This is a genomic window from Pseudomonas sp. SDT291_1_S447 (assembly GCF_054070155.1).
In genome coordinates, this window is record NZ_JBSVXS010000084.1 from 1 (window position 1) to 24,182 (window position 24,182).

General features: G+C 60.3%; 26 protein-coding genes. 16 read left to right on the top strand and 10 right to left on the bottom strand.

The window, feature by feature from the left end:
• The first annotated feature begins 248 nt into the window (after positions 1-248).
• From urtA to ureC, 11 genes are all read left to right on the top strand, one after another.
• A complete protein-coding gene (gene urtA / locus ACW9IR_RS21495; RefSeq protein ID WP_007914554.1) occupies positions 249-1,514 on the top strand; it encodes an urea ABC transporter substrate-binding protein in 1,266 nt (421 codons plus the stop codon).
• Between the two features lie 255 nt (positions 1,515-1,769).
• Positions 1,770-3,272 (top strand): urea ABC transporter permease subunit UrtB, encoded by a 1,503-nt coding sequence (gene urtB / locus ACW9IR_RS21500; RefSeq protein WP_102899409.1) that lies wholly within the window; start codon positions 1,770-1,772, stop codon positions 3,270-3,272.
• A complete protein-coding gene (gene urtC, locus ACW9IR_RS21505) occupies positions 3,272-4,351 on the top strand; it encodes an urea ABC transporter permease subunit UrtC (protein WP_110719601.1) in 1,080 nt (359 codons plus the stop codon). The genes urtB and urtC overlap by 1 nt, the downstream gene beginning before the upstream one ends.
• Positions 4,348-5,217: an urea ABC transporter ATP-binding protein UrtD gene (gene urtD, locus ACW9IR_RS21510; RefSeq protein ID WP_102899411.1), complete on the top strand. Its 870-nt coding sequence runs from the start codon at positions 4,348-4,350 to the stop codon at positions 5,215-5,217. The genes urtC and urtD overlap by 4 nt, the downstream gene beginning before the upstream one ends.
• A 56-nt stretch (positions 5,218-5,273) precedes the next feature.
• Positions 5,274-5,972, top strand: coding sequence for an urea ABC transporter ATP-binding subunit UrtE (urtE, locus tag ACW9IR_RS21515; protein WP_007918914.1), 699 nt, complete (start codon positions 5,274-5,276; stop codon positions 5,970-5,972).
• A 43-nt stretch (positions 5,973-6,015) separates the two neighbouring features.
• Entirely contained in the window at positions 6,016-6,855 is an 840-nt protein-coding gene (locus ACW9IR_RS21520) for an urease accessory protein UreD (RefSeq protein WP_457465081.1), read from the top strand.
• Positions 6,856-7,081: 226 nt separating this feature from the next.
• A complete protein-coding gene (gene ureA / locus ACW9IR_RS21525; protein ID WP_007915951.1) occupies positions 7,082-7,384 on the top strand; it encodes an urease subunit gamma in 303 nt (100 codons plus the stop codon).
• Positions 7,385-7,393: 9 nt separating this feature from the next.
• Complete coding sequence (locus ACW9IR_RS21530; protein ID WP_457465082.1) at positions 7,394-7,927, top strand: N-acetyltransferase family protein; 534 nt, start codon at positions 7,394-7,396, stop codon at positions 7,925-7,927.
• A gap of 5 nt (positions 7,928-7,932) precedes the next feature.
• Positions 7,933-8,466 carry a GNAT family N-acetyltransferase gene (locus tag ACW9IR_RS21535; RefSeq protein ID WP_110719598.1) on the top strand — a complete coding sequence of 178 codons (534 nt, stop codon included), beginning with the start codon at positions 7,933-7,935 and terminating at the stop codon, positions 8,464-8,466.
• Positions 8,466-8,771, top strand: a complete 306-nt coding sequence (locus ACW9IR_RS21540; RefSeq protein WP_102899414.1) for an urease subunit beta — start codon at positions 8,466-8,468, stop codon at positions 8,769-8,771. Before ACW9IR_RS21535 ends, ACW9IR_RS21540 begins: the two co-directional genes overlap by 1 nt.
• 293 nt (positions 8,772-9,064) lie before the next feature.
• Entirely contained in the window at positions 9,065-10,765 is a 1,701-nt protein-coding gene (gene ureC, locus ACW9IR_RS21545) for an urease subunit alpha (protein ID WP_457465083.1), read from the top strand.
• 56 nt (positions 10,766-10,821) lie between these two features.
• Here ureC and ACW9IR_RS21550 read toward each other — a convergent pair whose 3' ends face one another.
• Both ACW9IR_RS21550 and ACW9IR_RS21555 read right to left on the bottom strand, forming a co-directional pair.
• A complete protein-coding gene (locus ACW9IR_RS21550) occupies positions 10,822-12,228 on the bottom strand; it encodes a hypothetical protein (RefSeq protein ID WP_457465084.1) in 1,407 nt (468 codons plus the stop codon).
• Between the two features lie 42 nt (positions 12,229-12,270).
• Positions 12,271-12,555 (bottom strand): hypothetical protein, encoded by a 285-nt coding sequence (locus ACW9IR_RS21555; RefSeq protein ID WP_457465085.1) that lies wholly within the window; start codon positions 12,553-12,555, stop codon positions 12,271-12,273.
• On the opposite strand from ACW9IR_RS21555, the gene ACW9IR_RS21560 reads away from it, so the two are divergent.
• A complete protein-coding gene (locus ACW9IR_RS21560; RefSeq protein WP_457465086.1) occupies positions 12,554-13,681 on the top strand; it encodes a sensor histidine kinase in 1,128 nt (375 codons plus the stop codon). The genes ACW9IR_RS21555 and ACW9IR_RS21560 overlap by 2 nt on opposite strands.
• A 109-nt stretch (positions 13,682-13,790) precedes the next feature.
• On the opposite strand, the gene ACW9IR_RS21565 is transcribed toward ACW9IR_RS21560, so the two are convergent.
• The gene (locus ACW9IR_RS21565; protein WP_102899419.1) at positions 13,791-14,096 is read right to left on the bottom strand and encodes a chaperone modulator CbpM; all 306 of its coding nucleotides are present in this window, start codon (positions 14,094-14,096) and stop codon (positions 13,791-13,793) included.
• A 23-nt stretch (positions 14,097-14,119) separates the two neighbouring features.
• A complete protein-coding gene (locus tag ACW9IR_RS21570; protein ID WP_457465087.1) occupies positions 14,120-15,076 on the bottom strand; it encodes a DnaJ C-terminal domain-containing protein in 957 nt (318 codons plus the stop codon).
• Positions 15,077-15,368: 292 nt separating this feature from the next.
• Between ACW9IR_RS21570 and ACW9IR_RS21575 the strand changes: the two genes are divergently transcribed.
• The gene (locus ACW9IR_RS21575; RefSeq protein ID WP_457465088.1) at positions 15,369-16,637 is read left to right on the top strand and encodes an Hsp70 family protein; all 1,269 of its coding nucleotides are present in this window, start codon (positions 15,369-15,371) and stop codon (positions 16,635-16,637) included.
• A 120-nt stretch (positions 16,638-16,757) separates the two neighbouring features.
• On the opposite strand, the gene ACW9IR_RS21580 is transcribed toward ACW9IR_RS21575, so the two are convergent.
• From ACW9IR_RS21580 to ACW9IR_RS21590, 3 genes are all read right to left on the bottom strand, one after another.
• Entirely contained in the window at positions 16,758-17,771 is a 1,014-nt protein-coding gene (locus tag ACW9IR_RS21580) for an AI-2E family transporter (RefSeq protein ID WP_064388695.1), read from the bottom strand.
• A gap of 460 nt (positions 17,772-18,231) precedes the next feature.
• Positions 18,232-18,537 carry a PsiF family protein gene (locus tag ACW9IR_RS21585; RefSeq protein ID WP_102899421.1) on the bottom strand — a complete coding sequence of 102 codons (306 nt, stop codon included), beginning with the start codon at positions 18,535-18,537 and terminating at the stop codon, positions 18,232-18,234.
• Positions 18,538-18,600: 63 nt separating this feature from the next.
• Positions 18,601-19,395 (bottom strand): AraC family transcriptional regulator, encoded by a 795-nt coding sequence (locus ACW9IR_RS21590; protein ID WP_457465089.1) that lies wholly within the window; start codon positions 19,393-19,395, stop codon positions 18,601-18,603.
• A gap of 96 nt (positions 19,396-19,491) precedes the next feature.
• On the opposite strand from ACW9IR_RS21590, the gene ACW9IR_RS21595 reads away from it, so the two are divergent.
• Positions 19,492-20,379 (top strand): DMT family transporter, encoded by an 888-nt coding sequence (locus tag ACW9IR_RS21595; protein WP_102899423.1) that lies wholly within the window; start codon positions 19,492-19,494, stop codon positions 20,377-20,379.
• 104 nt (positions 20,380-20,483) lie between these two features.
• Here the strand turns inward: ACW9IR_RS21595 and ACW9IR_RS21600 are convergent, their stop codons facing one another.
• The 3 genes from ACW9IR_RS21600 to ACW9IR_RS21610 form a co-directional block, all read right to left on the bottom strand.
• Positions 20,484-21,362 (bottom strand): esterase/lipase family protein, encoded by an 879-nt coding sequence (locus ACW9IR_RS21600; RefSeq protein ID WP_102899424.1) that lies wholly within the window; start codon positions 21,360-21,362, stop codon positions 20,484-20,486.
• Between the two features lie 91 nt (positions 21,363-21,453).
• A complete protein-coding gene (locus tag ACW9IR_RS21605; RefSeq protein WP_102899425.1) occupies positions 21,454-21,759 on the bottom strand; it encodes a DMT family transporter in 306 nt (101 codons plus the stop codon).
• Complete coding sequence (locus ACW9IR_RS21610) at positions 21,760-22,398, bottom strand: FMN-dependent NADH-azoreductase (protein ID WP_102899426.1); 639 nt, start codon at positions 22,396-22,398, stop codon at positions 21,760-21,762.
• Positions 22,399-22,518: 120 nt separating this feature from the next.
• On the opposite strand from ACW9IR_RS21610, the gene ACW9IR_RS21615 reads away from it, so the two are divergent.
• Together ACW9IR_RS21615 and ACW9IR_RS21620 are read left to right on the top strand one after the other, a co-directional pair.
• Positions 22,519-23,454: a LysR substrate-binding domain-containing protein gene (locus tag ACW9IR_RS21615; protein WP_102899427.1), complete on the top strand. Its 936-nt coding sequence runs from the start codon at positions 22,519-22,521 to the stop codon at positions 23,452-23,454.
• 98 nt (positions 23,455-23,552) lie between these two features.
• A complete protein-coding gene (locus ACW9IR_RS21620; RefSeq protein ID WP_016985396.1) occupies positions 23,553-24,086 on the top strand; it encodes a ferritin-like domain-containing protein in 534 nt (177 codons plus the stop codon).
• Positions 24,087-24,182: the final 96 nt, after the last annotated feature.

The following is a 24,182-nucleotide window of genomic DNA, read 5'->3' on the forward strand; positions in this document are numbered from 1 at the left end:
TGAAAAACAACATCAAAAGATCGCAGCCTGCGGCAGCTCCTACACGGATTGTTCGCGCCCCATTCTGGCGCGACCGCCTGCACCAACGCCTCATGTGCGTCCCTTCATGGTGCAGAGCTCAGCAGCGCAAGCGCTCTAACACGACATTTTCCTGCCCAAACCCGACCGGGCACAGCCCTTGCAAAACACCCTTCAGTCGTCCGCATCTGCCAACCAAAAAAACTTCAAACGTTCATGGAGATCGCACAATGAAGCGTCGCAGTTTGATCAAGGCTTTCACACTCACGGCATCCATTGCCGCGATGGGCATGACCTGGACTGTCCAGGCTGCCGAGACCATCAAGGTCGGGATTCTGCATTCGTTGTCCGGCACCATGGCGATCTCCGAAACGTCGCTCAAAGACATGGCGCTGATGACCATCGACGAGATCAACGCCAAGGGCGGTGTGAACGGCAAGATGCTTGAGCCGGTGGTGGTCGACCCGGCGTCGAACTGGCCGCTGTTCGCCGAAAAGGGCCGGCAGTTGCTGACTCAGGACAAGGTCGCCGTGGTGTTCGGCTGCTGGACGTCGGTGTCGCGTAAATCGGTGTTGCCGGTGTTTGAAGAGCTTAACGGTCTGCTGTTCTACCCGGTGCAATACGAAGGCGAAGAGATGTCGCCGAACGTCTTCTACACCGGCGCCGCGCCTAATCAGCAAGCGATCCCGGCGGTTGAATATTTGATGAGCGAAGAAGGCGGCAGCGCCAAACGCTACTTCCTGCTCGGCACCGACTATGTCTACCCGCGCACCACCAACAAGATCCTGCGCTCGTTCCTGCATTCCAAAGGCGTGGCCGACAAGGACATCGAAGAGGTCTACACACCGTTCGGTCATAGCGACTATCAGACCATTGTTGCCAACATCAAAAAATTCTCCGCCGGTGGCAAGACTGCCGTCATCTCGACAGTCAATGGCGACTCCAACGTGCCGTTCTATAAAGAGCTGGCCAACCAGGGCCTGAAGGCCACCGACGTGCCGGTTGTGGCGTTCTCGGTCGGCGAAGAGGAACTGCGCGGCATCGATACCAAACCGCTGGTGGGCAACCTTGCGGCGTGGAACTACTTCGAGTCGGTAGAGAACCCGCAGAACAAGAAATTCGTCGCTGACTGGAAAGCCTACGCGAAGAAACACAACCTGCCGGGCGCGGATAAAGCCGTGACCAACGACCCGATGGAAGCCACCTACGTCGGTATCCACATGTGGGCGCAGGCCGTTGAGAAAGCCAAATCCACCGACGTCGACAAAGTCCGTGAAGCCCTCGCCGGGCAGACCTTTGCGGCGCCGTCGGGTTACACCCTGACCATGGACAAAACCAATCACCACCTGCACAAACCGGTGATGATCGGCGAAATTCAGGCCGATGGTCAGTTCAACGTGGTGTGGCAGACCGAAGGGCCGATCCGTGCGCAGCCGTGGAGCCCGTTCATTCAGGGCAACGACAAGAAGCCGGATTATGCGGTGAAGAGCAACTGAGTCTGACTTGGGTTTTGGGCTGGGGCGAAGATCTTTTCCCCCTCACCCCAACCCTCTCCCCCAAGGGGGGCGAGGGGGAAGGGAGCAGATCTCTATGGCTTTCAGAACTTGAGTTCGACGCAGGAATGTCAGGTCGGTGCTGGAGACCTGACAACTCGGTCAGTCCCCTCTCCCTTTGGGAGAGGGTTAGGGTGAGGGGCGGATTCACAGCCGGACACCGCTCCATCGGCCACCGCAAGAAAGGAAACTCCACTAATGCCCACTGCCATACACCGCTTTCTCATAGCCATCGCACTCTTGCTGCCAATGCTGGCCCATGCCGGCGATGCCGAAGACTTCGTCGCGGCCAATCCTGTGCAGCAAGCCAAACTGCTGGAAACCTGGGCCGCGCAGCCCGATCCGGCGCGTATCGAACTGATCAACGCCCTGCAACAAGGCGAACTGACCATCGATGGCCAACCGAAAACCCTGCGCCTGAACAATCGCCTACGGGGTCTGATCGACACCGCCATGGCCAGCCACCAATTGCTCGCCGCCGACGCCAAAATCCGTCTGACTGCCGCGCAGCAATTGCAGAAAAGCGCGAAACCCGCGCAGCTGAAATTCCTCGACCAGCAACTGGCTGGCGAAAAAGATGAAGGCGTCCACGCCGCCCTGAGCCTGGCGCTGGCCAACCTGCAACTGGTCGATACCGATCCGGCCGTGCGTCTTGCCGCAGTACGCCTGCTCGGCGAAACCGGCGATCCTTTGGCGCGCACGCGCCTCGAAGGCCTGCTCGAACCCGGCGTCGAGAGCGATGCCGGCGTACGCACCGCCGCCGAAACCAGCCTCGCCCAAGTCAAACGCAAACTGCTGATCGGCGAAGTGCTCGGTCAGGCGTTCAGCGGCATGTCGCTTGGTTCGATTCTGCTGCTCGCCGCACTCGGTCTGGCGATCACCTTCGGCCTGCTCGGCGTGATCAACATGGCCCACGGCGAGATGCTGATGCTCGGTGCCTACTCGACGTACGTGGTGCAGTTGATGTTCCAGCGCTACGCACCGCAAGCGATCGAGTTTTATCCGTTGATCGCGCTGCCGGTGGCGTTCTTCGTCACAGCGGCGATTGGCATGGCGCTAGAGCGCACGGTGATTCGTCACCTCTACGGCCGACCACTGGAAACCTTGCTCGCCACCTGGGGCATCAGCCTGATGCTGATTCAGCTTGTCCGTTTGTTGTTCGGCGCGCAGAACGTTGAAGTGGCCAACCCGGCGTGGCTGTCCGGCGGCATTCAAGTGCTGCCGAATCTGGTGCTGCCGTACAACCGCATCGTCATCATCGCTTTCGCCCTGTTCGTGGTGGTGTTGACCTGGCTGCTGCTGAACAAAACCCGCCTCGGCCTCAACGTTCGCGCCGTCACCCAGAACCGCAACATGGCCGCCTGCTGCGGCGTGCCGACCGGGCGCGTCGACATGCTCGCCTTCGGCCTCGGCTCGGGCATTGCCGGCCTCGGTGGTGTGGCGCTGAGCCAGATCGGCAACGTCGGCCCGGATCTCGGCCAGAGCTACATCATCGACTCGTTCCTCGTCGTGGTGCTCGGCGGCGTCGGCCAGTTGGCCGGTAGCGTGCTCGCGGCCTTCGGCCTGGGCATCGCCAACAAGATTCTCGAACCGCAGATCGGTGCGGTGCTCGGCAAGATCCTGATCCTCGCGCTGATCATTCTGTTTATCCAGAAGCGTCCGCAAGGCCTCTTCGCACTGAAAGGACGGGTGATCGACTGATGAACCAGCCTCTGTTAGTCACGGCCACACAAAAGGCCGGCCCGAAAGTCACGATCGCCGTTGGCGCGGTGATTCTTGCGCTGCTGATCGCCCTGCCGCTGCTGTCGTTGTTGCCAGCGGAAAATGCCCTGTCGGTGTCGGCGTACACGCTGACGCTGGTCGGCAAAATCCTCTGCTACGCCATCGTCGCCCTCGCGCTGGATCTGGTCTGGGGTTACGCCGGTTTGCTGTCGCTGGGCCACGGTCTGTTCTTCGCCCTCGGCGGTTATGCGATGGGCATGTACCTGATGCGTCAGGCCGCTGGCGATGGCTTGCCGGCGTTCATGACCTTCCTGTCGTGGAGCGAATTGCCGTGGTACTGGACCGGCACCAGCAGCTTCCTCTGGGCGATGTGTCTGGTGGTGTTGGCGCCGGGGTTGCTGGCGCTGGTGTTCGGATTTTTCGCCTTCCGCTCGCGGATCAAGGGCGTGTATTTCTCGATCATGACCCAGGCCCTGACCTTCGCCGGCATGCTCCTGTTTTTCCGCAACGAAACCGGCTTCGGCGGCAACAACGGCTTTACCAATTTCCGCACGATCCTCGGTTTCGGCATCACCGAACCGGGCACCCGCGCGGTGTTGTTTCTGGCCACGGTGTTATTGCTGGTGGCGAGTCTGTTCATCGGCTGGCGTCTGGCGCAAAGCAAGTTCGGCCGTGTGCTGACGGCGCTGCGTGATGCGGAAAACCGCTTGATGTTCTGCGGCTACGACCCGCGCGGTTTCAAGCTCTTCGTGTGGGTGTTGAGTGCAGTGTTGTGTGGCCTGGCCGGGGCGTTGTATGTGCCGCAAGTCGGCATCATCAACCCGAGCGAAATGTCGCCGACCAACTCGATTGAAGCGGCGGTGTGGGTTGCCCTCGGCGGTCGCGGCACGCTGATCGGCCCGCTGCTCGGCGCCGGTGTGGTCAACGGCATGAAGAGCTGGTTCACCGTGGCTTTCCCCGAATACTGGCTGTTCTTCCTCGGCGCGTTGTTCATCGTCGTGACGCTGTACTTGCCCAAAGGCGTGATCGGTCTGCTGAAGAAACGAGGTGAACAATGAGAGTCACGGCGAGCGCTGAATTCATGCTGGAACCGGCCTTCTTTCCCGTCGAACCGAACAAGGACGCCGGCACCAGCCGCGATTCGATCGGCCTCGGCCAGCGGGTCGGCCCGGGGCTGAATACCCGTCACGGCACGATCCTCACCCTGGAAGACATCAGCGTCAGCTTCGACGGCTTCCGGGCGCTGAACAATCTCAATCTGTACATCGGTGTCGGTGAGTTGCGCTGCATCATCGGCCCCAACGGTGCAGGTAAAACCACGCTGATGGACGTGATCACCGGCAAGACCCGGCCAAGCCACGGCAAGGCCTGGTTCGGCGAAACGCTGGACCTGACGCAAATGAGCGAAGTGCAAATCGCCCAGGCCGGTATAGGCCGCAAGTTTCAGAAGCCAACGGTGTTCGAAGCGCTGAGCGTGTTTGAAAACCTTGAACTGGCACAGAAAACCGACAAGTCGGTGTGGGCCAGTTTGCGGGCGCGTTTGAGTGGCGAACAGAAGGACCGGATCAGCGAAGTGCTGGAGACGATTCGCCTGACTACCTCGGTCAATCGTCAGGCGGGGTTGCTCTCCCACGGTCAAAAGCAATTTCTCGAGATCGGCATGTTGCTGATGCAGGACCCGCAATTGTTGCTGCTCGATGAGCCGGTGGCGGGGATGACGGATGCGGAAACCGAGTTCACTGCCGAGTTGTTCAAGAGCCTGGCGGGCAAGCATTCGCTGATGGTGGTGGAGCATGACATGGGGTTTGTCGGTTCGATCGCCGACCACGTCACTGTGTTGCACCAAGGCAGCGTGCTGGCGGAAGGCTCGCTTGAGCAAGTGCAGGAAAACGAGCGCGTGATCGAGGTTTATCTCGGCCGCTGAAGACTCAGATCGTTCCCACGCAGAGCGTGGGAACGATCACCGGGGAGAATTTGAACATGCTGCAAGTCGACAAGCTGCATCAGTACTACGGCGGTAGCCACATCCTGCGTGGCCTGTCTTTCGACGTGAAGGTCGGCGAAGTCACCTGCCTGCTCGGCCGTAACGGCGTCGGCAAAACCACCCTGCTCAAATGCCTGATGGGCCTTTTGCCGGCCAAGGAAGGCGTGGTGAATTGGGAAGGCAAACCGATCACCACGTTCAAGCCGCACCAGCGCGTACACGCCGGGATCGCTTACGTGCCACAGGGCCGCGAGATCTTCGGACGCCTGACCGTGGAAGAAAATCTGTTGATGGGTCTGTCGCGGTTTCCCGGCAGTGAAGCCAAAGAAGTCCCAAGTTTCATCTACGAATTGTTCCCGGTGCTGCTACAAATGAAGCAGCGTCGCGGCGGTGACCTCTCCGGCGGTCAGCAGCAACAGCTTGCGATTGGCCGCGCACTGGCCAGCCGTCCGCGCTTGCTGATCCTCGACGAACCCACCGAAGGCATTCAACCTTCGGTGATCAAGGAGATCGGCGCAGTGATCAAGAAGCTCGCGGCGCGCGGTGATATGGCGATTCTGCTGGTCGAGCAGTTCTACGATTTCGCCGCGGAACTGGCCGATCAGTATCTGGTGATGTCCCGGGGCGAAATCGTCCAGCAGGGTCGCGGTGAAAATATGGAGGCCGAAGGTGTACGCGGGCTGGTAACGATCTAGTACAACGAACTAATCTGTAGCTTCCTAACGATAATTACACACCATGAATTCGACTGTTGCACCTGCCCTGTTTACCCCGAGCTGGCACGCCGAGCTGGAACTCGCCTACGCCCGTTTCGGCGACTGCACGCGCCCGGTCCTGCGTCGGCACCTCGGCCCGCTGCGGGTGCAAAAGCACCTGTACGCCGAAGGCCCCGAGGTCTGCCAGCACATCATCGTCCACCCGCCCGGCGGGATTGCCGGCGGTGATCGACTGGACATCAGCGCCCGCGTCGAACACGGCGCGTGGGCGCAGATCACCAGCCCAGGCGCAGCCAAATGGTATCGCGCCGGGGGACCTGCTTATCAGAAGCTCGACCTGCACATTGCTGCCGGGGCGACACTGGAATGGTTGCCGCAAGAGACCATCGTCTACAGCGCCGCTCAGGCCGAACTGACCACCTCGATTGACCTGGAGAGCGACGCCCGGCTGTTCTACTGGGACGTGGTGGCGCTGGGTCGCCCGGCCAGTGGCGAGCGTTTTGACCGTGGGCATTTTCAGGCGCAGCTGGATATTCGCCGCGATGGTCGATTGCTCTGGCATGAGCGCCAGCGCGTTGTCGGCGACGACGGTTTGCTTGATTCGCCGATTGGCCTGGATGGCAATCCGGTGTTTGCGACGCTGCTGGTTACCGGGGAAATCGAAGCCGAGCTGCTGGAGCGCTGCCGCTCGCTGAATCACCAAGTACGCGGGGATCTGACCCAGTTACCGGGTTTGCTGGTCGCCCGATGCCTGGCCAGTGAAGCGCTGTTGGCTCGTGGCTGGCTCATCGATTTATGGCGATTGCTAAGACCCGCCCTGCTAGGACGAGAAGCCCGACCACCACGAATCTGGAGTACTTGAAGGCCCACCCTCACCCCCCGCCCTCTCCCGGAGGGAGAGGGAGCCTGACCGAACTCAATGAACGAAATTTTGCTATCTCAACGAATTTTGCTGACTGACACGGCCCTGACAATCAACCGCGATCAGTCCCCTCTCCCTCCGGGAGAGGGCTAGGGTGAGGGGTGGTTCCAACTGGCACCGCGCTCACCGCAACAACCTCACAAATCTGCCCTGACGGAACCCCACAATGGACCTGACCCCACGCGAAAAAGACAAGCTGCTGATCTTCACCGCCGGCCTCGTCGCCGAGCGGCGTCTGGCCCGCGGTGTGAAACTCAATTACCCGGAAGCCATGGCCTATATCTCCGCAGCGCTGCTCGAAGGCGCGCGTGACGGCCAGACCGTGGCCGAGCTGATGCACTTCGGTACCACCCTGCTCAGCCGCGAACAAGTGATGGAAGGCATCCCGGAAATGATCCCGGAGATCCAGGTCGAAGCGACGTTCCCCGACGGCACCAAACTGGTCACCGTCCACCAACCGATCGTCTGAGGCCGCGCCATGACTTACTCCATTCGCGATGCCATTCACGCCGATCTGCCGGCGATCCGCGACATCTACAACGATGCCGTACTCAACACCACGGCGATCTGGAATGAACAAGCCGTCGACCTCGGCAACCGTCAGGCGTGGTTCAGCGCCCGTCAGGCCCAGGCTTATCCGATTCTGGTGATCGTCGACGGCGACAACAGCGTACTCGGCTACGCTTCGTTCGGTGACTGGCGGCCGTTCGACGGTTTTCGCCACACCGTCGAGCACTCGGTCTACGTGCGCAGCGACCAGCGTGGCAACGGCCTCGGCCCACAACTGATGAGCGTGCTGATCGAACGGGCGAAGACCTGCGGCAAGCACGTCATGGTGGCCGCCATTGAAAGCGGCAATGCCGCCTCGATTCGCCTGCACGAACGCGCCGGTTTCAGCATCACCGGGCAGATGCCGCAAGTCGGTACCAAGTTCGGTCGCTGGCTCGACCTGACGTTTATGCAACTGACCCTCAACCCCGGCGCGGAGCCGCCTGACGCCAACAAGGAGTGACACCGATGAACGCCGCCCAACTGCGCCGCGTCAATGCTGAAAGTTTTGCCCACTACCGTCAGGGCCTGATTGATCTGCTGCTTGATGCGGTCGGTTACGGCGCCAGTGTCGGCTTCATGGCCGACCTCGATGCGGCTCAGGCGCGCGCCTATTTCGATGAGGTGCAGGACAACGTCAACAAGGGCAGCGTGCTGCTCTGGGTGGTGGTCAAGGACGAGCAGGTGCTGGCCAGTGTGCAGTTGGGCCTGTGCCAGAAGGCCAACGGCCTCAATCGTGCCGAGGTGCAGAAACTGCTGGTGCGCGAACACGCACGGCGGCGCGGCCTCGGCCAGCAATTGATGAGTGCGCTGGAACTCGAAGCGCCCAAACACAAGCGCGGCATGCTGTACCTCGACACCGAGGCCGGCTCCCCCGCCGAAGATTTCTACAAGGCCCTGGGTTACACCCGCGCGGGCCAGATTCCTGATTACGCCTGCGACCCGACCGGCACTTATCGGCCAACCGCCCTCTATTACAAGATTCTGCAAGGAGCCCAGTGATGATTCCTGGCGAGTACCAGATCCAGCCCGGCGACATCGAACTCAACGTCGGCCGCCGCACCGTCAGCCTGAAAGTCGCCAACAGCGGCGACCGGCCGATTCAGGTCGGTTCGCACTATCACTTTTTCGAAACCAACGACGCGTTGACCTTTGATCGCGCGGCGAGCCGGGGCATGCGCCTGAATATTCCGGCCGGCACCGCGGTGCGCTTCGAACCGGGACAGAGTCGTGAGGTTGAGCTTGTGGATTATGCCGGGCATCGGCGGGTGTTCGGGTTTGCCGGACGGATCATGGGGGAGCTCTGACATCGGCGTGCACCGCTGCCCCTCACCCCAGCCCTCTCCCGAGGGAGAGGGAGCCGATCACCGATAGCCGACCCAGCGTGAACAGTCCCCTCTGCGGAGCTGATCACCGATAGCCGCCCCACCGTGAACAGCCCCCTCGCCGGAGCTGATCACCGATAGCCGCCACACCGCGAACAGTCCCTCGCCGGAGCTGATCACCGATAGCAGCCTCACCGCGTACAGTCCCCTCTCCCTCTGGGAGAGGGCTAGGGTGAGGGTCAATGGCTCACCACTATTTTCCTGAAGGACGCTGCATGAAAATCTCCAGACAAGCCTACGCCGACATGTTCGGCCCCACCGTCGGCGACAAGGTGCGCCTGGCCGACACCGAGCTGTGGATCGAAGTCGAACAAGACTTCACCACCTACGGCGAAGAAGTGAAGTTCGGTGGCGGCAAAGTCATCCGCGACGGCCAGGGCCAAAGCCAATTGCTGGCGGCCGAAGTCGTCGACACGTTGATCACCAACGCGCTGATCATCGACCACTGGGGCATCGTCAAAGCCGACGTCGGCCTCAAGGACGGCCGCATCGCGGCGATCGGCAAAGCCGGCAACCCCGACGTGCAGCCCGACGTCACCATCGCCATCGGCGCCGGCACCGAAGTGATCGCCGGTGAAGGCATGATTCTCACCGCCGGCGGCATCGACACCCATATCCACTTCATCTGCCCACAGCAGATCGAAGAAGCGCTGATGAGCGGCGTCACCACCATGATCGGCGGCGGCACCGGCCCAGCCACCGGCACCAACGCCACCACTTGTACCTCCGGCCCTTGGCACCTGGCGCGCATGCTTCAGGCCGCCGACGCCTTCCCGATGAACATCGGCCTCACCGGCAAAGGCAACGCCAGCCTGCCGGAGCCGCTGATCGAACAGGTCAAGGCCGGCGCCATCGGCCTCAAGCTGCACGAAGACTGGGGCACCACCCCGGCAAGCATCGACAACTGCCTGAGCGTCGCCGATCAGTTCGACGTGCAGGTGGCGATCCACACCGACACCCTCAACGAATCCGGTTTTGTCGAAACCACCCTCGGCGCGTTCAAGGGCCGCACCATTCACACCTATCACACCGAAGGTGCCGGTGGCGGCCACGCACCGGACATCATCAAGGCTTGCGGCTTCCCCAACGTATTGCCGAGTTCGACCAACCCGACCCGGCCGTTCACCCGCAACACCATCGACGAACACCTCGACATGCTGATGGTCTGCCACCACCTCGACCCGAGCATTGCCGAAGACGTCGCGTTCGCCGAGAGCCGTATCCGCCGCGAAACGATTGCCGCCGAAGACATTCTGCATGACCTCGGCGCGTTCTCGATGATCAGCTCCGACAGCCAGGCCATGGGCCGCGTCGGCGAAGTCATCACGCGCACCTGGCAGACCGCCGACAAGATGAAAAAACAGCGCGGCCCGCTGCCGCAGGACGGCGCAGGCAACGACAATTTCCGCGCCAAACGCTACATCGCCAAATACACGATCAATCCGGCGATCACCCATGGCATCAGCCATGAAGTCGGTTCGGTGGAAGTGGGGAAATGGGCGGATCTGGTGCTGTGGCGCCCGGCTTTCTTTGGCGTGAAACCGACGCTGATTCTCAAGGGCGGCGCGATTGCCGCGAGCCTGATGGGCGACGCCAACGCCTCGATCCCAACGCCGCAACCGGTACATTACCGGCCGATGTTTGCCAGTTACGGCGGCTCGTTGCACGCCACCAGTCTGACCTTTATCAGTCAGGCTGCGCAGGAGGCAGGTTTACCGGAAGCGTTGGGGTTGAAGAAGAAAATTGCCGTGGTCAAAGGTTGCCGTGACGTGCAGAAAACCGACCTGATCCACAACGACTATCTGCCGGACATCGATGTTGATCCACAGACGTACCAGGTCAAGGCGGACGGTGTTCTGCTCTGGTGTGAGCCGGCTGATGTGTTGCCGATGGCGCAACGGTATTTTCTGTTCTAACGGCGACGTTTACCAATACGGGCAATGCTGCCCGTATTGCACCGAACAGCTTCTCGTCATGAGAAAAGCAGGCCGATGTCTTCGTCACTGTAGTTATAGTTCCAGCGCAGTTCGGTGCCGGCAGGAATGTCTTCAAGCGCAAATGCGCTATTCAACAAGTAAGTCTTGCGGGTGACACCGTCACTGTTCGGCAGATCAGCCTCGACCTTAAACCCTATCAGGTTGATGTTGTAGCCGTCCGGCGCTTGCCGCAGGGGTTTGCCGGTATCGTCATAAATAAAGTGGGTATTGATCCTGGAAATGATGTTGTCTCCCACGACGGCGATCGGGCCAGGGCCGAGTTGACCTGACCTGAGGACCACATCCATGCCAATGGTCATCGAAAACACTTGCTCGGCGGGGAGCAGGAACCGCCCTGATCGAATGGTCCCACCATAGACGCCGACGACCTCACCTTTGGCGATCCGTCTGTTCGCCACCACCATCGACTGACCGATCAGCGCTCGTTCACCCGGCACCTGCACGTCTGCTTCGGTAAATTGGCGCAGTTGCAGCTTTTCCTCATAGAGTCTGGCAACCGTTTCATAACCTTCAAACTTTATATACGGCTTGATTTGCTCTGAGGTGTAGGTTTCTCCCGAGTCAAAGGTAACTTTGCTCTGCAATGTGCGGATACGCACGGGCCTGCCGAGACTGTCCCTGAGCGGGTACTTGCCGTTGTTGGCGCGATTGTAGGAACCTCGTTGATTACTCAACGATGTATAGCGTACCTCTTGCCTCATGAAGCTGAGTTCCTGCGCGGTATACGGCTGGATCGGCATCGATTCGGAGGCCATTTCAAACACGTCATCCACGGTTTGCGACCGGTCCGGCAAGAACTCCAGAGCCATCTCGAATTCGTCGTCGGACAGCGGTGTTTCCACAGAGCTCTTGCGGCGGTTGGAGCGCAGGATCGGCGACCCGGATTCCTCCAGCGGGTGCCAGAGATGCACGTCGGGATCCCAAACGAGCACGGGGCCTTTGGGATTCAGTTGACTGGCCAGCTTGGCCCGTAATTGTCCCGTTAGAGGGTCCTCCCCCACCTGTACCACGCCGTCAGGTACTTTGGCATACCGACGGCCCTTCAATGTCCACAGCCCCGGCGCCTCGGCCGGCCGCAGAAGCCCGATCGGGGCGTTGCTCAGATAATCCGCCCACGGCCGTTGATCCGCCCTGGTCAACGTGCTTGAGGAAGATGGGATTTGTCGCACTGCAACCGAGGGCGTGGACGACGTGGCATCCGTGTCAAGAGTCAGCGCGGATCCGCCCGGCGCAGAAGATGATCGCGAAGGCGTGGCGGTGGCAGGGCCGAAATCGGTACGTGGTGGCGCTTGCCCAGGCGACGTATGCCCATCGGGCGTGGGTGTCGCGCGTGTGTGCACATCACTGGTGACGGCACCCTTGGAAGGCGGCTTTAGCGGCATGGTTTTCATCCTTGAACGTTAAGGGCGACATTGCCCTTTTGCTTATCCGAAACCTGAATCTGTAACTTTTTTGCATGGTGCCCTGAAGGGAGAGTTCCATTTCTCCACCACAGGCCCGACCAGACTATGCAGTTGGCAAAAGAAATTAAAAACCGGAATATTGTTAATAGCCGCGTACCCGGCTAACTGATTAGCGAATTTCACAAGCAGGAAAGTCAGCAGGAACGAACTCGCCATCCAGTCTGCAAGACACACCCCTGAACGGTAGTTTTTACCGTCGGGCAAAGAGACTAGTATCGCGAGACTCTCCAGAAAGGAACCGGCCATGCGTCTATCCGAATTCATCAGGCAGCACGTGGACTGTATCGTCGATGACTGGGAGGAATTTGCAGCCACCATTACCCCCGCTGCCGATTATCTGGACGCCACTGCACTGCGTGACCACGCCAAAGCTATCTTGCTGGCCGCCGCACGAGACATGAGCAAACCACAGACAGCGCAGGAGCAAGCGGCCAAAGCCAAGGGTGAAGGTCCGGAAATGACCCCGAGTCTGGACCAGGCCGGCGCCAGTCATGGCGAGCTGCGCCACACTGTCGGTTTCGACCTGGTCCAGATGACCTCGGAATTTCGTCACTTGCGTGCCTGTGTGATTCGGCGCTGGGTCGACAGTCTTGAATCACCGGACATGGCCTGCTTTCAGGACATGATCCGCTTCAATGAAGCCATTGATGAAGCGCTCGCCGAGTCGACGGCGGCCTACGCTGAACAGGTCAACCGTTCACGGGATATATTCCTGGCGATACTCGGCCATGACCTGCGCGCACCGTTGCAGGCGGTGGGCATGTCCAACGACCTGTTGCTGCGCAAATCCACGCTCGAGGGCGAAGCGCTGATGTGCGCTCACAACATCAAACGCAGCGTCGGGCACATGGCGGCAATGATCAGTGATTTGCTGGAGCTGGTGCGCAGTCGTCTCGGTAAAAGCCTGCCGATCGAGCCAGCCCCGATGGATCTGGCCGAGGCGGCGCAGGCGGCGATTGCCGAAGCCTGCGCCGGCAACCCGCATTGCTCGCCGGTGCTGCACGTTCACGGCGATACGCGAGGTGTGTGGGACGCGGGGCGTATCGATCAATTGCTGCAGAACCTGATCGGCAATGCGTTGCAGCATGGCTCGAACACACAGCAGGTAACGTTGACGTTGCAGGAGGAAGCGGACGCGGTGTGCCTGTCGGTGCACAACTTCGGCACACCGATTCCGGAAGAGACGCTGGGGACTATTTTCGACCCGTTGGTGCGCAGCGCCGATGAAGAACCGGGGCAGCCTTCGACCAGCCTGGGGTTGGGATTGTTTATCGTCAGGGAAGTGGTCAACGCCCATGGCGGGACGATTGAAGTCAGCTCGAATGAGACCGACGGCACACGGTTCAGCGTGGTCTTGCCCAAGAGGGTGTAGTCAGCGATACCGCGTTATCATTCTTCGCGAGCAAGCTCGCTCCCACATTGGAATGCGTATTCCTGCTCGCGAAGAGGCCCGATCAACCAACCGGAAAACATCAGGCTATCTACTCAACTACCAACCGCCCCAACCGTTGCCGCAACATGCGGTTCTCGGCACGAAGCTCGCGGACTTCTTCCAGCAGATCCAGCGCCAGCGCAACGCCTTCCCACTCCAGCTCCAGATCACGACGCAACTTCACCGCCCGTTTGGCCAAGGCCAATTCGTAATCGGTGAAGCGCCACTCCCGGGGCTGCGCGCCCTGAGGTTCGAGGATGCCGTGCTCGACGATTTCGATCACGTAGACGTCCGACAAATCGGCCGCCTCACAGAATTCTGCCAGGTCCAGTTGAACGATCAGGGGGCTGCTCATGATGGGCTACTCCGTCGTCGAATTCAGAAGTTCTCTCGCGGATTGAACGCGGCTTTCTTTGCCAGTTCCTGCCACAGCGCCTTGACCTCGTCGTCGGAGGTTTTCGGCATCACGGCTTTGAGTTGCACGAACAGATAACCGCGCTCGCCGGCCTTGTTTTTCAGGCCATGACCTTTGGCGCGCATGCGCTGGCCATTCTGGCTGCCGGCCGGGACCTTGAGGTTGATCTTGCCGGTCAGGGTCGGCACCGCTACTTCAGCACCCAGCGCCAGTTCCCAAGGCGCCAGCGGCAAGGTGATGATCAGGTTTTCGCCTTCGACATCGAATTTCGGGTGCGGCGCAAAACGAATGGTCAGGTACAGATCGCCATTCGCCCCGCCACCGACGCCCGGTGCGCCCTGGCCTTTGAGGCGGATGCGCTCGCCGTCGGTCACGCCCGCCGGGATCTTCACGTTCAGGCTTTTGCTGGTATTGCTGACGTGCTGGCCGTTGGCGTTGTATTGCGGCACCTGGAAGGTGACTTTCTTCGATTCGTTCGCCAGCGTCTCCTCAAGGAAGATCGGCATTTCCATTTCCACGTCTTGCCCTCGGCGCCCTGCACTGCGTTGCTGCCGACCTTCACCGCCACCGAAACCGGGGCCGCGATTGCCGAAGATCGAACTGAAGAAGTCCGAGAAGTCGCCGGTGTCGCCACCGCCACCGCCACCGCCAAAGCCGCCACGGCTCTGCCAGCCCGGTGGCCCCTGGAACGGCTGACCGTGCTGGCCATAACGGCGCAGCTCGTCATATTCGGCGCGTTTGTCGGCGCTTTTCAGCGCTTCATAGGCTTCCGAGGCGTCTTTGAACTTGGCCTCGGCGTCCTTTTCCTTGCTGACATCGGGGTGGTATTTGCGCGCCAGCTTGCGATAGGCAGCCTTGATTGCCTTGTCGTCTGCTGTCGGCTCCACGCCGAGTATCTTGTAATAGTCTTTGAAGTCCATCGAAGGAATCACCATCCGTTATCGATTTCGCGCCGATGCCAGCATGCGCCGATTCGCGCGTGCCGGGTTGACCGATCTCAAGGTTGTGACCGGGTGGCGCAGCAGAAGTTTATCGGCAGTGGACGGCGGTTCTTGCGACCGCCGGTGGTTCTGCCGGCCCATGCCAGCAAGTTTGGGGCAAAGCTTGAGGTTTCAAGGCAGTTTAGTCGTGAAATAGCAGATGACCGGCCTTCGAATCTGGCGCGCACTGACATACACTGCGCGGCCGTTTTTTTGACCGGAACCGAAAGACATGAAAGACGCCTCTCCAGCCCGTGCCTGCGGCATCGACTTCGGCACGTCCAACTCCACCGTCGGCTGGCTGCGCCCCGGCATGGACACGATGATCGCGCTGGAAGACGACAAGATCACCCTGCCGTCGGTGGTCTTCTTCAACATCGAGGAACGCCGCCCGGTGTACGGTCGTCTGGCCCTGCACGAGTACCTGGAAGGCTACGAAGGCCGGCTGATGCGCTCGTTGAAGAGCCTGCTCGGTTCCAAGCTGATCAAGCACGACACCAGCGTGCTCGGCACGGCAATGCCGTTCAAGGACTTGCTCGGCCTGTTCATCGGCCAGTTGAAGAACCGTGCGGAAACCGCCGCCGGTCGGGAATTCGAACAAGTGGTGCTCGGCCGTCCGGTGTTCTTCGTCGATGACGATCCGCTGGCTGACCAGGAAGCCGAAGACACCTTGGTCGACGTAGCTAAGAAGATCGGCTTCAAGGAAGTCTCCTTCCAGTACGAACCGATTGCGGCAGCTTTCGACTACGAGTCGACCATCGAGAAAGAAGAGCTGGTGCTGATCGTCGACATCGGCGGTGGTACCTCCGACTTCTCGCTGGTGCGCCTGTCGCCGGAGCGTCGCGGTTTCGATAACCGTCACGATGACATCCTCGCCACCGGCGGCGTGCACATCGGCGGGACCGACTTCGACAAACAGTTGAGCCTGCAAGGCCTGATGCCGCTGTTCGGCTACGGCAGCCGGATGAAGAGCGGCGCCTACATGCCGACCAGCCACCACATGAACCTGGCGACCTGGCACACCATCAACTCGGTGTATTCGCAGAAATCCAGCCTGGCGCTGGGCAGCATGCGCTACGACATCGAAGACACTGGCGGCATCGATCGCCTGTTCAAGTTGATCGAACAGCGCGCCGGGCACTGGCTGGCGATGGAAGTCGAAGAAACCAAGATTCAGCTGACCCATACCGACAGCCGCCATGTGCCGCTGGACCGGATCGAAGCCGGTTTGAGTGTTGAGCTGACCCGAGCGCTGTTTGAATCGGCGATTGATGCACTGCTGGAGCGGGTGCGCGGCAGTGTTACGCAGCTGTTGAACGATGCCGGTGTGGCGGTGGATCAGGTCGATACGGTGTTCTTCACCGGCGGTTCGAGCGGGATTCCGGCGCTGCGCAACAGCGTTTCGGCGATGCTGCCGAATGCGCGGCATGTCGAAGGGAATATCTTTGGCAGCATTGGTAGCGGATTGGCGATTGAAGCCCGCAAACGCTATGGCGTTTAACGGCAGCTGCAAGCTTTAAGCTGCAAGCGGCAAGCGGCAAGTAAGAGCAAAAGCAAAAGCCACTGCGGCTCTCGCTTCGGCTTTTACTTGTAGCTTGAAGCTTGCAACTCGAAGCTGCTGTTAAACCATTCCTCCCAGCTTCAACTCACTCTTCAGGTACGCATAATAAATCGGCCCCGCCACCACCCCCGGCAAGCCGAATGCGGCCTCGAACACCAGCATCGCCAGCAGCAACTCCCACGACTTGGCACTGATCTGCCCGCCAACGATGCGCGCGTTGAGGAAGTACTCGAGCTTGTGGATAAAGATCAGATAACCCAGCGCGGCAATCGCCACCCAGATCGACAGTGACAGGCCGACGATGGTGATCAGCGTGTTCGACATCAGGTTGCCGATCACCGGCAACAGGCCGAGCAGGAAGGTCAGCACGATCAGAGTCTTGGTCAGCGGCAGTTTGATGCCGAACATCGGCAGGATCACCGCGAGGAAGATCCCGGTGAAGAACGTGTTGAGCAGGGAAATCTTGATCTGCGCGAAGACGATGTTGCGAAACGCCTGCACCAGCAGGTGCAAACGGTCGAACAGCGCGGCGGCCAATGGTTTGCGTTTGGTCACGTCGGGGATGCGCTGCAAGGCGATGATCGCGCCGAGGACCATGCCGATCAGCAGCGTGACGAACATGTGCGCCGCGTCTTTGCCGACCAGTTGCAGGTCGGACAAGTGCTTGCTCATCCACTCGCCGATCGCCACGCGAAACTCCGCAGCACTGGCCGGCAGGTAGGCGTCGATGAACGGCGGCAATTGCCCGCGCGCGCGGTCGACCACGCCCATGAATTTATCGAGGGAAGCGCCGGGGTTTTCTGCTTCGTGCAGGAGAAAACTGATCGCGCCGGCGAAGATCAGCGCCAGAACGCTGACGACCAACGTCCCCAGCAACGCCACCGCCAGCCAGCGCGCACGGCGGCCTTCGATCAGCCGTTGCAGTTGCGGAGTGAGCATGTTGACCAGTTCATACACCAGCAAACCGGCCAACAGACTGGGCAACAAGCGCAGCGGCAGCACCAGCAGCAAACCGCCGAAAATGATGATGCAACTGACCCAGAACACTACATGACGCTCAGAAAACGTTGGCATACAGCCTCAAAACGAACGGCGTAAAAGGATTGGCAGTCTGCCAGCGTTCCCGGGGGAGCACTAGGTATATGCGGTGTTTCGGGTTTCGCTGCACGGCTTGAGATCCAGCCCTCACCCTAGCCCTCTCCCGGAGGGAGAGGGAACCGATCGAGGAATGGCGAAGAAATCCGGCGACCTGCCAGTCCTGTATTGAATCCAGAATCGGCCAGATAGTTCAGGTCGATGGATATCTGAAAACAACACGGTCACTCCCTTCTCCCTCTGGGAGAGGGGACCGTTTGAGGGGTGCTCTGGATATCCAGTGACCTGAAACAGCGACATGGAATCCATAATCGTCCGGTTTTTTCAGGTCGACGAATGTCTTGAAACACTGCGGTCAGTCCCCTCTCCCTCTGGGAGAGGGTTAGGGTGAGGGCAAATCTCAAGCAGACGCGTCGACCAGGTACCCCACCGAATCCAGTTATTTTTTCTTCAGACAATCACTCATGAACGCCTTACGTGCATCGCCGGTCAGCGCCTTGGTTTTCGCATCGGCGTTGCAGGTGCTCATTTTCTGCTGCTGCGGGGTCAGGGCCTTGGCATCGTTGGCCGCTGGCGTTGCCTTGAGGCAGGTGCTCATAAAGGTTTTGCGCTCATCGCCTTTCAGACTCTTGGCGGTCGCATCGGCATTGCAGGTGGTCATCTTGTTCTGTTGCGCCGTGGCGGCGAAACCCTGAGAACACAGGAGCAAACCAATCATCAACAACGGCACACGCAACATCTTCATGGAGTTTTCTCCTTGTCGCCGCACCGATGGGCACGGCCTCTGCTGGAGTGTAGCCAAATCCTGTTACACCTTCCTGCCTTCCAGATGGCTACGGCGATACTGCTCCGGCGTGCACCCGGCCTGCCGCGCGAACATGGCGATAAATGCCGAGCCGCTGCTGTAACCGAGATCAAAAGCGATTTCCTGCACGCTGCGCGAAGTTTCCAGCGCCTCGATCGCGGCGAGATAACGCAGACGCTGGCGCCACTCACCAAAACTCATCCCCAGCTCCCGAACGAATTGCCGGGCCAGCGTGCGTTCGCTGACATGCACTTGCAGCGCCCAATGCGCCAGCGGCTGATTGTTGCCCGGCTCGGCCTGAAAGGTTTCGAGGATCGCCAGCAAACCCGGGCTGCTCGCGTAGGGCAGATAACACTCATGCACTGGGGCCTGTTGCAGTTGATCGACCAACACCTGCGCCAGTCGCTGATCGGCATCGAGTTGGGGAATCTTCACGTCGCGGGCGGCGAAGTCCTTGAGAATCGCCTTGAGAATGTCGCTGATCGCCAGTGTGCAGGCACGCCGGGGCAGATTGGTACAGACCTTGGGATCAAGGCACACCGCGCGATAGTTGACCGGTTGATGGCTGTAGAAACTGTGCTCGACCTGCGGCGGCACCCACACCGCGTATTGCGGCGGCGACATGAAGCGGCTGCCGTCGACGTCCATGTGCAGCACGCCGTGCGCCGCGTACTCCAGCGTGCCCCAAGGATGGCGGTGCGGCGCGGCGTATTCATGGGCGTTGAAGTCGGCGTAGCGGAAGTACACCGCCGATGGCAGTTCGCTGAAATCCAGCAGATCGATATGTTTGCTGTTCATGCTGTCCGGTTTCAGAGGCAGGTTGTCCGGTTCGCAGTATAGGCTTGCATCCAGACAAGGGATAATCGCCCTTCATCAACGTAATGGTTTCAACTCATGCAATACGCGTTTCCGCTGCTGGCGATTTTTATCTGGGCCGGCAATACCGTGATCAACAAACTCGCGGTCGGGGCAATTTTTCCCGCCGAGATCGGGTTCTACCGCTGGCTGCTCGCCGGCTTGCTGTTCACCCCATTCATGCTCAAAGCGGTGATCGCGCACTGGCCGCAGATCCGCCCGAATCTGGGCAAGATTTTCATCCTCGGCGTGTTGGGCATGGCGGTGTATCAAAGCCTCGCCTATTTCGCTGCGACTCTGACCACAGCGACCAACATGGGCATCATCCTGTCGCTGATGCCATTGATGTCGCTGGCCATGGCGATCATCAGCCTCGGGCAGCGCCTGACCGCCGGCGCGCTGGTCGGCGCTGTGTTGTCGTTTGCCGGTGTGCTGGTGGTGGTGTCGTCCGGCAGCCTCGGCGCGTTGCTGCAGCACGGCGTGAACATGGGCGATGCGATGATGTTGATCGCCACCCTGGCCTATGCGATCTACAGCACCCTGCTGAAAAAATGGCAGCTGCGCCTGCCGCCGCTGGTGTTGCTGTATCTGCAGGTGCTGGTGGCGATTGTCGTGTTGTTTCCGCTGTACTCCGCTTCGCCGAAGACCGGGCTGACACTGCAGAACATTCCGCTGGTGCTGTATGCGTGTCTGCTGGCATCGATGCTCGCGCCGCTGGCGTGGATGCAGGCTGTGCAGCGTCTGGGGCCGAGTCGCACGACGTTGTTCTTTAACTTGCTGCCGTTGATTACCGCGCTGATTGCGGCGGTGGTGTTGAAGGAGCAGTTGGCGATGTATCACCTGGTGGGTGGGTTGTTGACGTTGGGCGGAGTGATTCTTTCCGAGCGCTGGACCACCGTGTTGGGCCGCCGGGTCAGCGTTGCCTGATCCGGCCTCTTCGCGCTCCCACAGGTGACCGCATTCCTTCTGTTGGAATGCATTCGAATGTGGGAGCGAGCTTGCTCGCGAAGAACGATAACGCGGTCTGACTGTTAAACCCCGGCAGCCGCAAGCCGCGCCGCATGCTCGACAAACAGCCGCACCGGATCCGCACCTTTGCCGACCAGCCCCAGCGACTGGTTAACAATGTCGAAGTGATCCAACGGATAGTCATCGCCAATCACCGTGCCCAGATGCGAGCTGTACCGTCCGACCATCCCGTCGCACTGCCCCGGCTCACGCACGAAGGTTTTCGCAAACAAGCGACAGCTGCGATTCGTCCCATCGAACAGATTGCCGCCACGATCGGTCTTGCCCGGCTGCAACGTCCCCGACCACGAGTAATAACGTACGCCATTGACCTCTTCCGGCCCGTGCCCGCCCCAGGTTTCAGGCAAGCCCTGTGGATAACGCTGATTGAACAGCGCCACGCCTTCAGTGGTCAGCGATTGGTGCGAGGCGTGAATATCCACCGGCAGTTTCGGCCCGTGGTAACCGGTCTCCAACAGCGCCATCAGCCAGCCGATAAAACGCAGCAACGCTTCCAGCAGGCGGCCCTTGGCGCTGTCCGCCGGGTAATGTTTCGCTAGGTAGTCCGCCAGTTCCGAGCCATGATTCGGTCCGGCCACCGACGTGACCGACGCCACCAGATCCGGCCGCTTCGCCGCCGCATAGCGCGCCGTCAGCGAACCCTGACTGTGGCCGAACAGGTTGACCTTTTGCGCCCCGGTCTCGCGCAAGATCTCATCAATCTGCGCCAGCAATTGCTCGCCGCGCACCTCTGTAGAGTTGAGCGGCGACACCTGCACCGCGATCACTGTCGCACCACTGCGGCGCAATGCTTTGATGATGCCGTACCAGTACGGATAGAGAACCAGCCGGATAAACCCGAGCATGCCGGGCACCAGCACCAGTGGATAACGCGTCGACATGGGCAAACATCCTTGTGGTCGGTGAGTGGATGCAAGGTGTGCAAAACGCCCGCCAAGCATCCTCCCTGATGATGACAACTCAACCACCAGCCTACTTCAGGCCCACCACCCCCGCCACAATCAGCCCGACTGACAGCAGTTTGACCAGCGTCAGGCTCTCGCCGAACAGGGCAAAACCGAGAAAAACCGTGCCCAGAGAACCAATCGCCGTCCAGATCGGGTAGGCAATGCTCACCGGCAGTTCGCGCATCGCCAACGTGAGGAAATAGATCCCGCCAATCGCTGCGACCACGGTGATCAGCGAGGGCCAGAGCCGAGTGAAACCTTCGGCGTACTTCATGCCCATGGCGAAGGTCACTTCAAACCCGGCGGCGATCAGCAGGAACAGCCAGGCCACCTAAAACACCCGGGCGAGGTCGAGCAAACGCTGCTCGGCCTCGGCCACCGACACCGCGAAGGTGCGTTCGGCGGACTCTTCGCCCTCGGCCGCGACCACCGTGACGTCGTTGATGCCGATGAAACCCAGCGCCGTGCGCAGCCATGGATCGGCGTGGTTCAAGGCTTCCAGTTCGCCACCGGGGCCGAAGCCGAAACCGCCGCGACTGGTGACGATCAGCGCCTTCTTGCCCTGCAATAGCGGCGTGTACTGGGCGACGCCATTGTCCAGCGTGTGATCGAAGGTCAGGCCCAGGCGCACGATCTGATCGACCCAGGCCTTGAGGCCGCTGGGCACGCTGAAGTTGTACATCGGCGTAGAAATCAACAGCAGGTCGTGATCGAACAACTCGCCGACCAATTGATCGCTCAGGGCCAGATCGGCCTGCATCGACAGCGGACGTGCTTCAGGCTGTGGATAAAACGCGGCGGCGACAAAGGCTTCGTTGACCGCCGGAATCAGTGCCCGCCCGACCTCGCGGCGAGTCACCTGCGCCTGCGGATGACGCACCTGCCAGGCACTGAGAAAATGTTCCGCCAGGCGCCGCGAGTGGGAACGGTCACCACGGGGGCTGGCATGGATCGCAAGAATTTTGCTCATCTGAAACTCCTTGAGGCTAGACTTTGATTGCTGTGTCGCCGCAGATTGCAGCCGTCACGCCCAGGCCTCAAATGAGCAAAAATCAGTCGGGATGAATTCATTTCATCCTTGGAGTTTTAAATGTTCGCCTCGCTACCGCTGACCGCCCTGCGCGCCTTTGAATCGGCATCGCGATTGCTGAGCTTCAAGGCTGCCGCCGAAGAGCTGTCGGTCACGCCTACGGCAATATCGCACCAGATACGTTCGCTGGAAGACTGGCTCGGCGTCGCGTTGTTCGAGCGCCTGCCACGCCAAGTGCGCCTGACCGAAGGCGGCGAGCGCCTGTTTCGCAGCCTGCACGGTGCCTTACTGGAGGTGGCGCAAAGCGTCGACACTCTGCGCCCGCAGCGCAACGCCAGCACGCTGACGCTATCGACCACCGCCGCCTTCGCGGCGCTGTGGCTGGTGCCGCGCCTCGGGCGTTTTTATGCGCAGCATCCAAACATCAACGTGCGCCTCGACACCCACTGCGAAGTCATCGATCTGCATCAGGACGCCAGTGTCGATCTGGTTTTGCGTTATAGCCTCGACGATTATCCGAACCTCTATGGCCTGTGCCTGTTCGATGAGTCGTTCGGCGTGTACGGCTCGCCCGAGCAAGTGGCACTGGCCGCGCGGCGCACGCCAACGTTGATCAGCGTGCGCTGGCACAACTCGAAACTGTATGCCCATGGCTGGGAGGCGTGGTGCGCCAAGGCCGACGAAAACTGGTTGAACCAGCAACCGGCAGTCCGCGAATACGATGAGGAGCACTACGCCCTGCAAGCAGCAATCGCCGGACAAGGGCTGGTGCTGGCGAGCAATATTCTGGTGTCGGAGAGCGTCACCAGCGGTTTGTTGCTGCCGTACAAGGGTGAGGTTCAAGTCGATGGCGCCGGCTACAGCGCGTTGTGCGTGCCGGGGCGCGAGCGGCATCCGCCGGTGCGGGCGTTTTTTGCCTGGTTGCGGGGGGAGGCAGTTTTGTCCGGGCTGGCGCCAAGATCGCAGCCTTCGGCAGCTCCTACAGGGGTTGCGTAAACCGATAAAACTTTTTGCAACGCTCATGACTCACAGCTTAGGTAGCGACCGCGTCCGCAGAACGTGGCGCCCATCGGATTAGCCTCCAGGAGATCGAAATGAGCGACGACCTGCATCTGTCAGATGTTCAAACCTTGCGCGACCGTGCGCGCCAACACGTCGAAAACGGTGCCGTCACCGAGGGCTACAGTGCCGACCGTGAAGAGGTGCTGCGCTTGCTCAATGAATCGCTGGCCACCGAACTGGTCTGCGTATTGCGTTACAAGCGCCACTACTTCATGGCCAATGGTGTTAAAGCCCATGTGGCCGCCGAAGAGTTTCTCGAGCACGCCACCCAGGAAGCCCAGCACGCCGACCGCCTGGCCGAGCGCATTGTGCAATTGGGCGGCGAGCCCGAGTTCAACCCCGACATGCTGTCGAAGATGTCCCACGCGCAATACGTGGCCGGGGAAACCCTGAAAGAAATGGTTTACGAGGACTTGGTGGCCGAGCGGATCGCCATCGACAGCTATCGCGAGATCATCCAGTACATCGGCGAGAAAGACCCGACTACGCGGCGTATCTTCGAAGATATTCTGGCGCAGGAAGAAGAGCACGCCGATGACATGGCTGACATCCTGAACGACCTCTAAACCATTAAAAACGCCTGCTCGCGAAGGGGCCGCAACAGAAGCAAAAAGATCGCAGCCTTCGGCAGCTCCTACATGCAAATGCATTCCAAGGTAGGA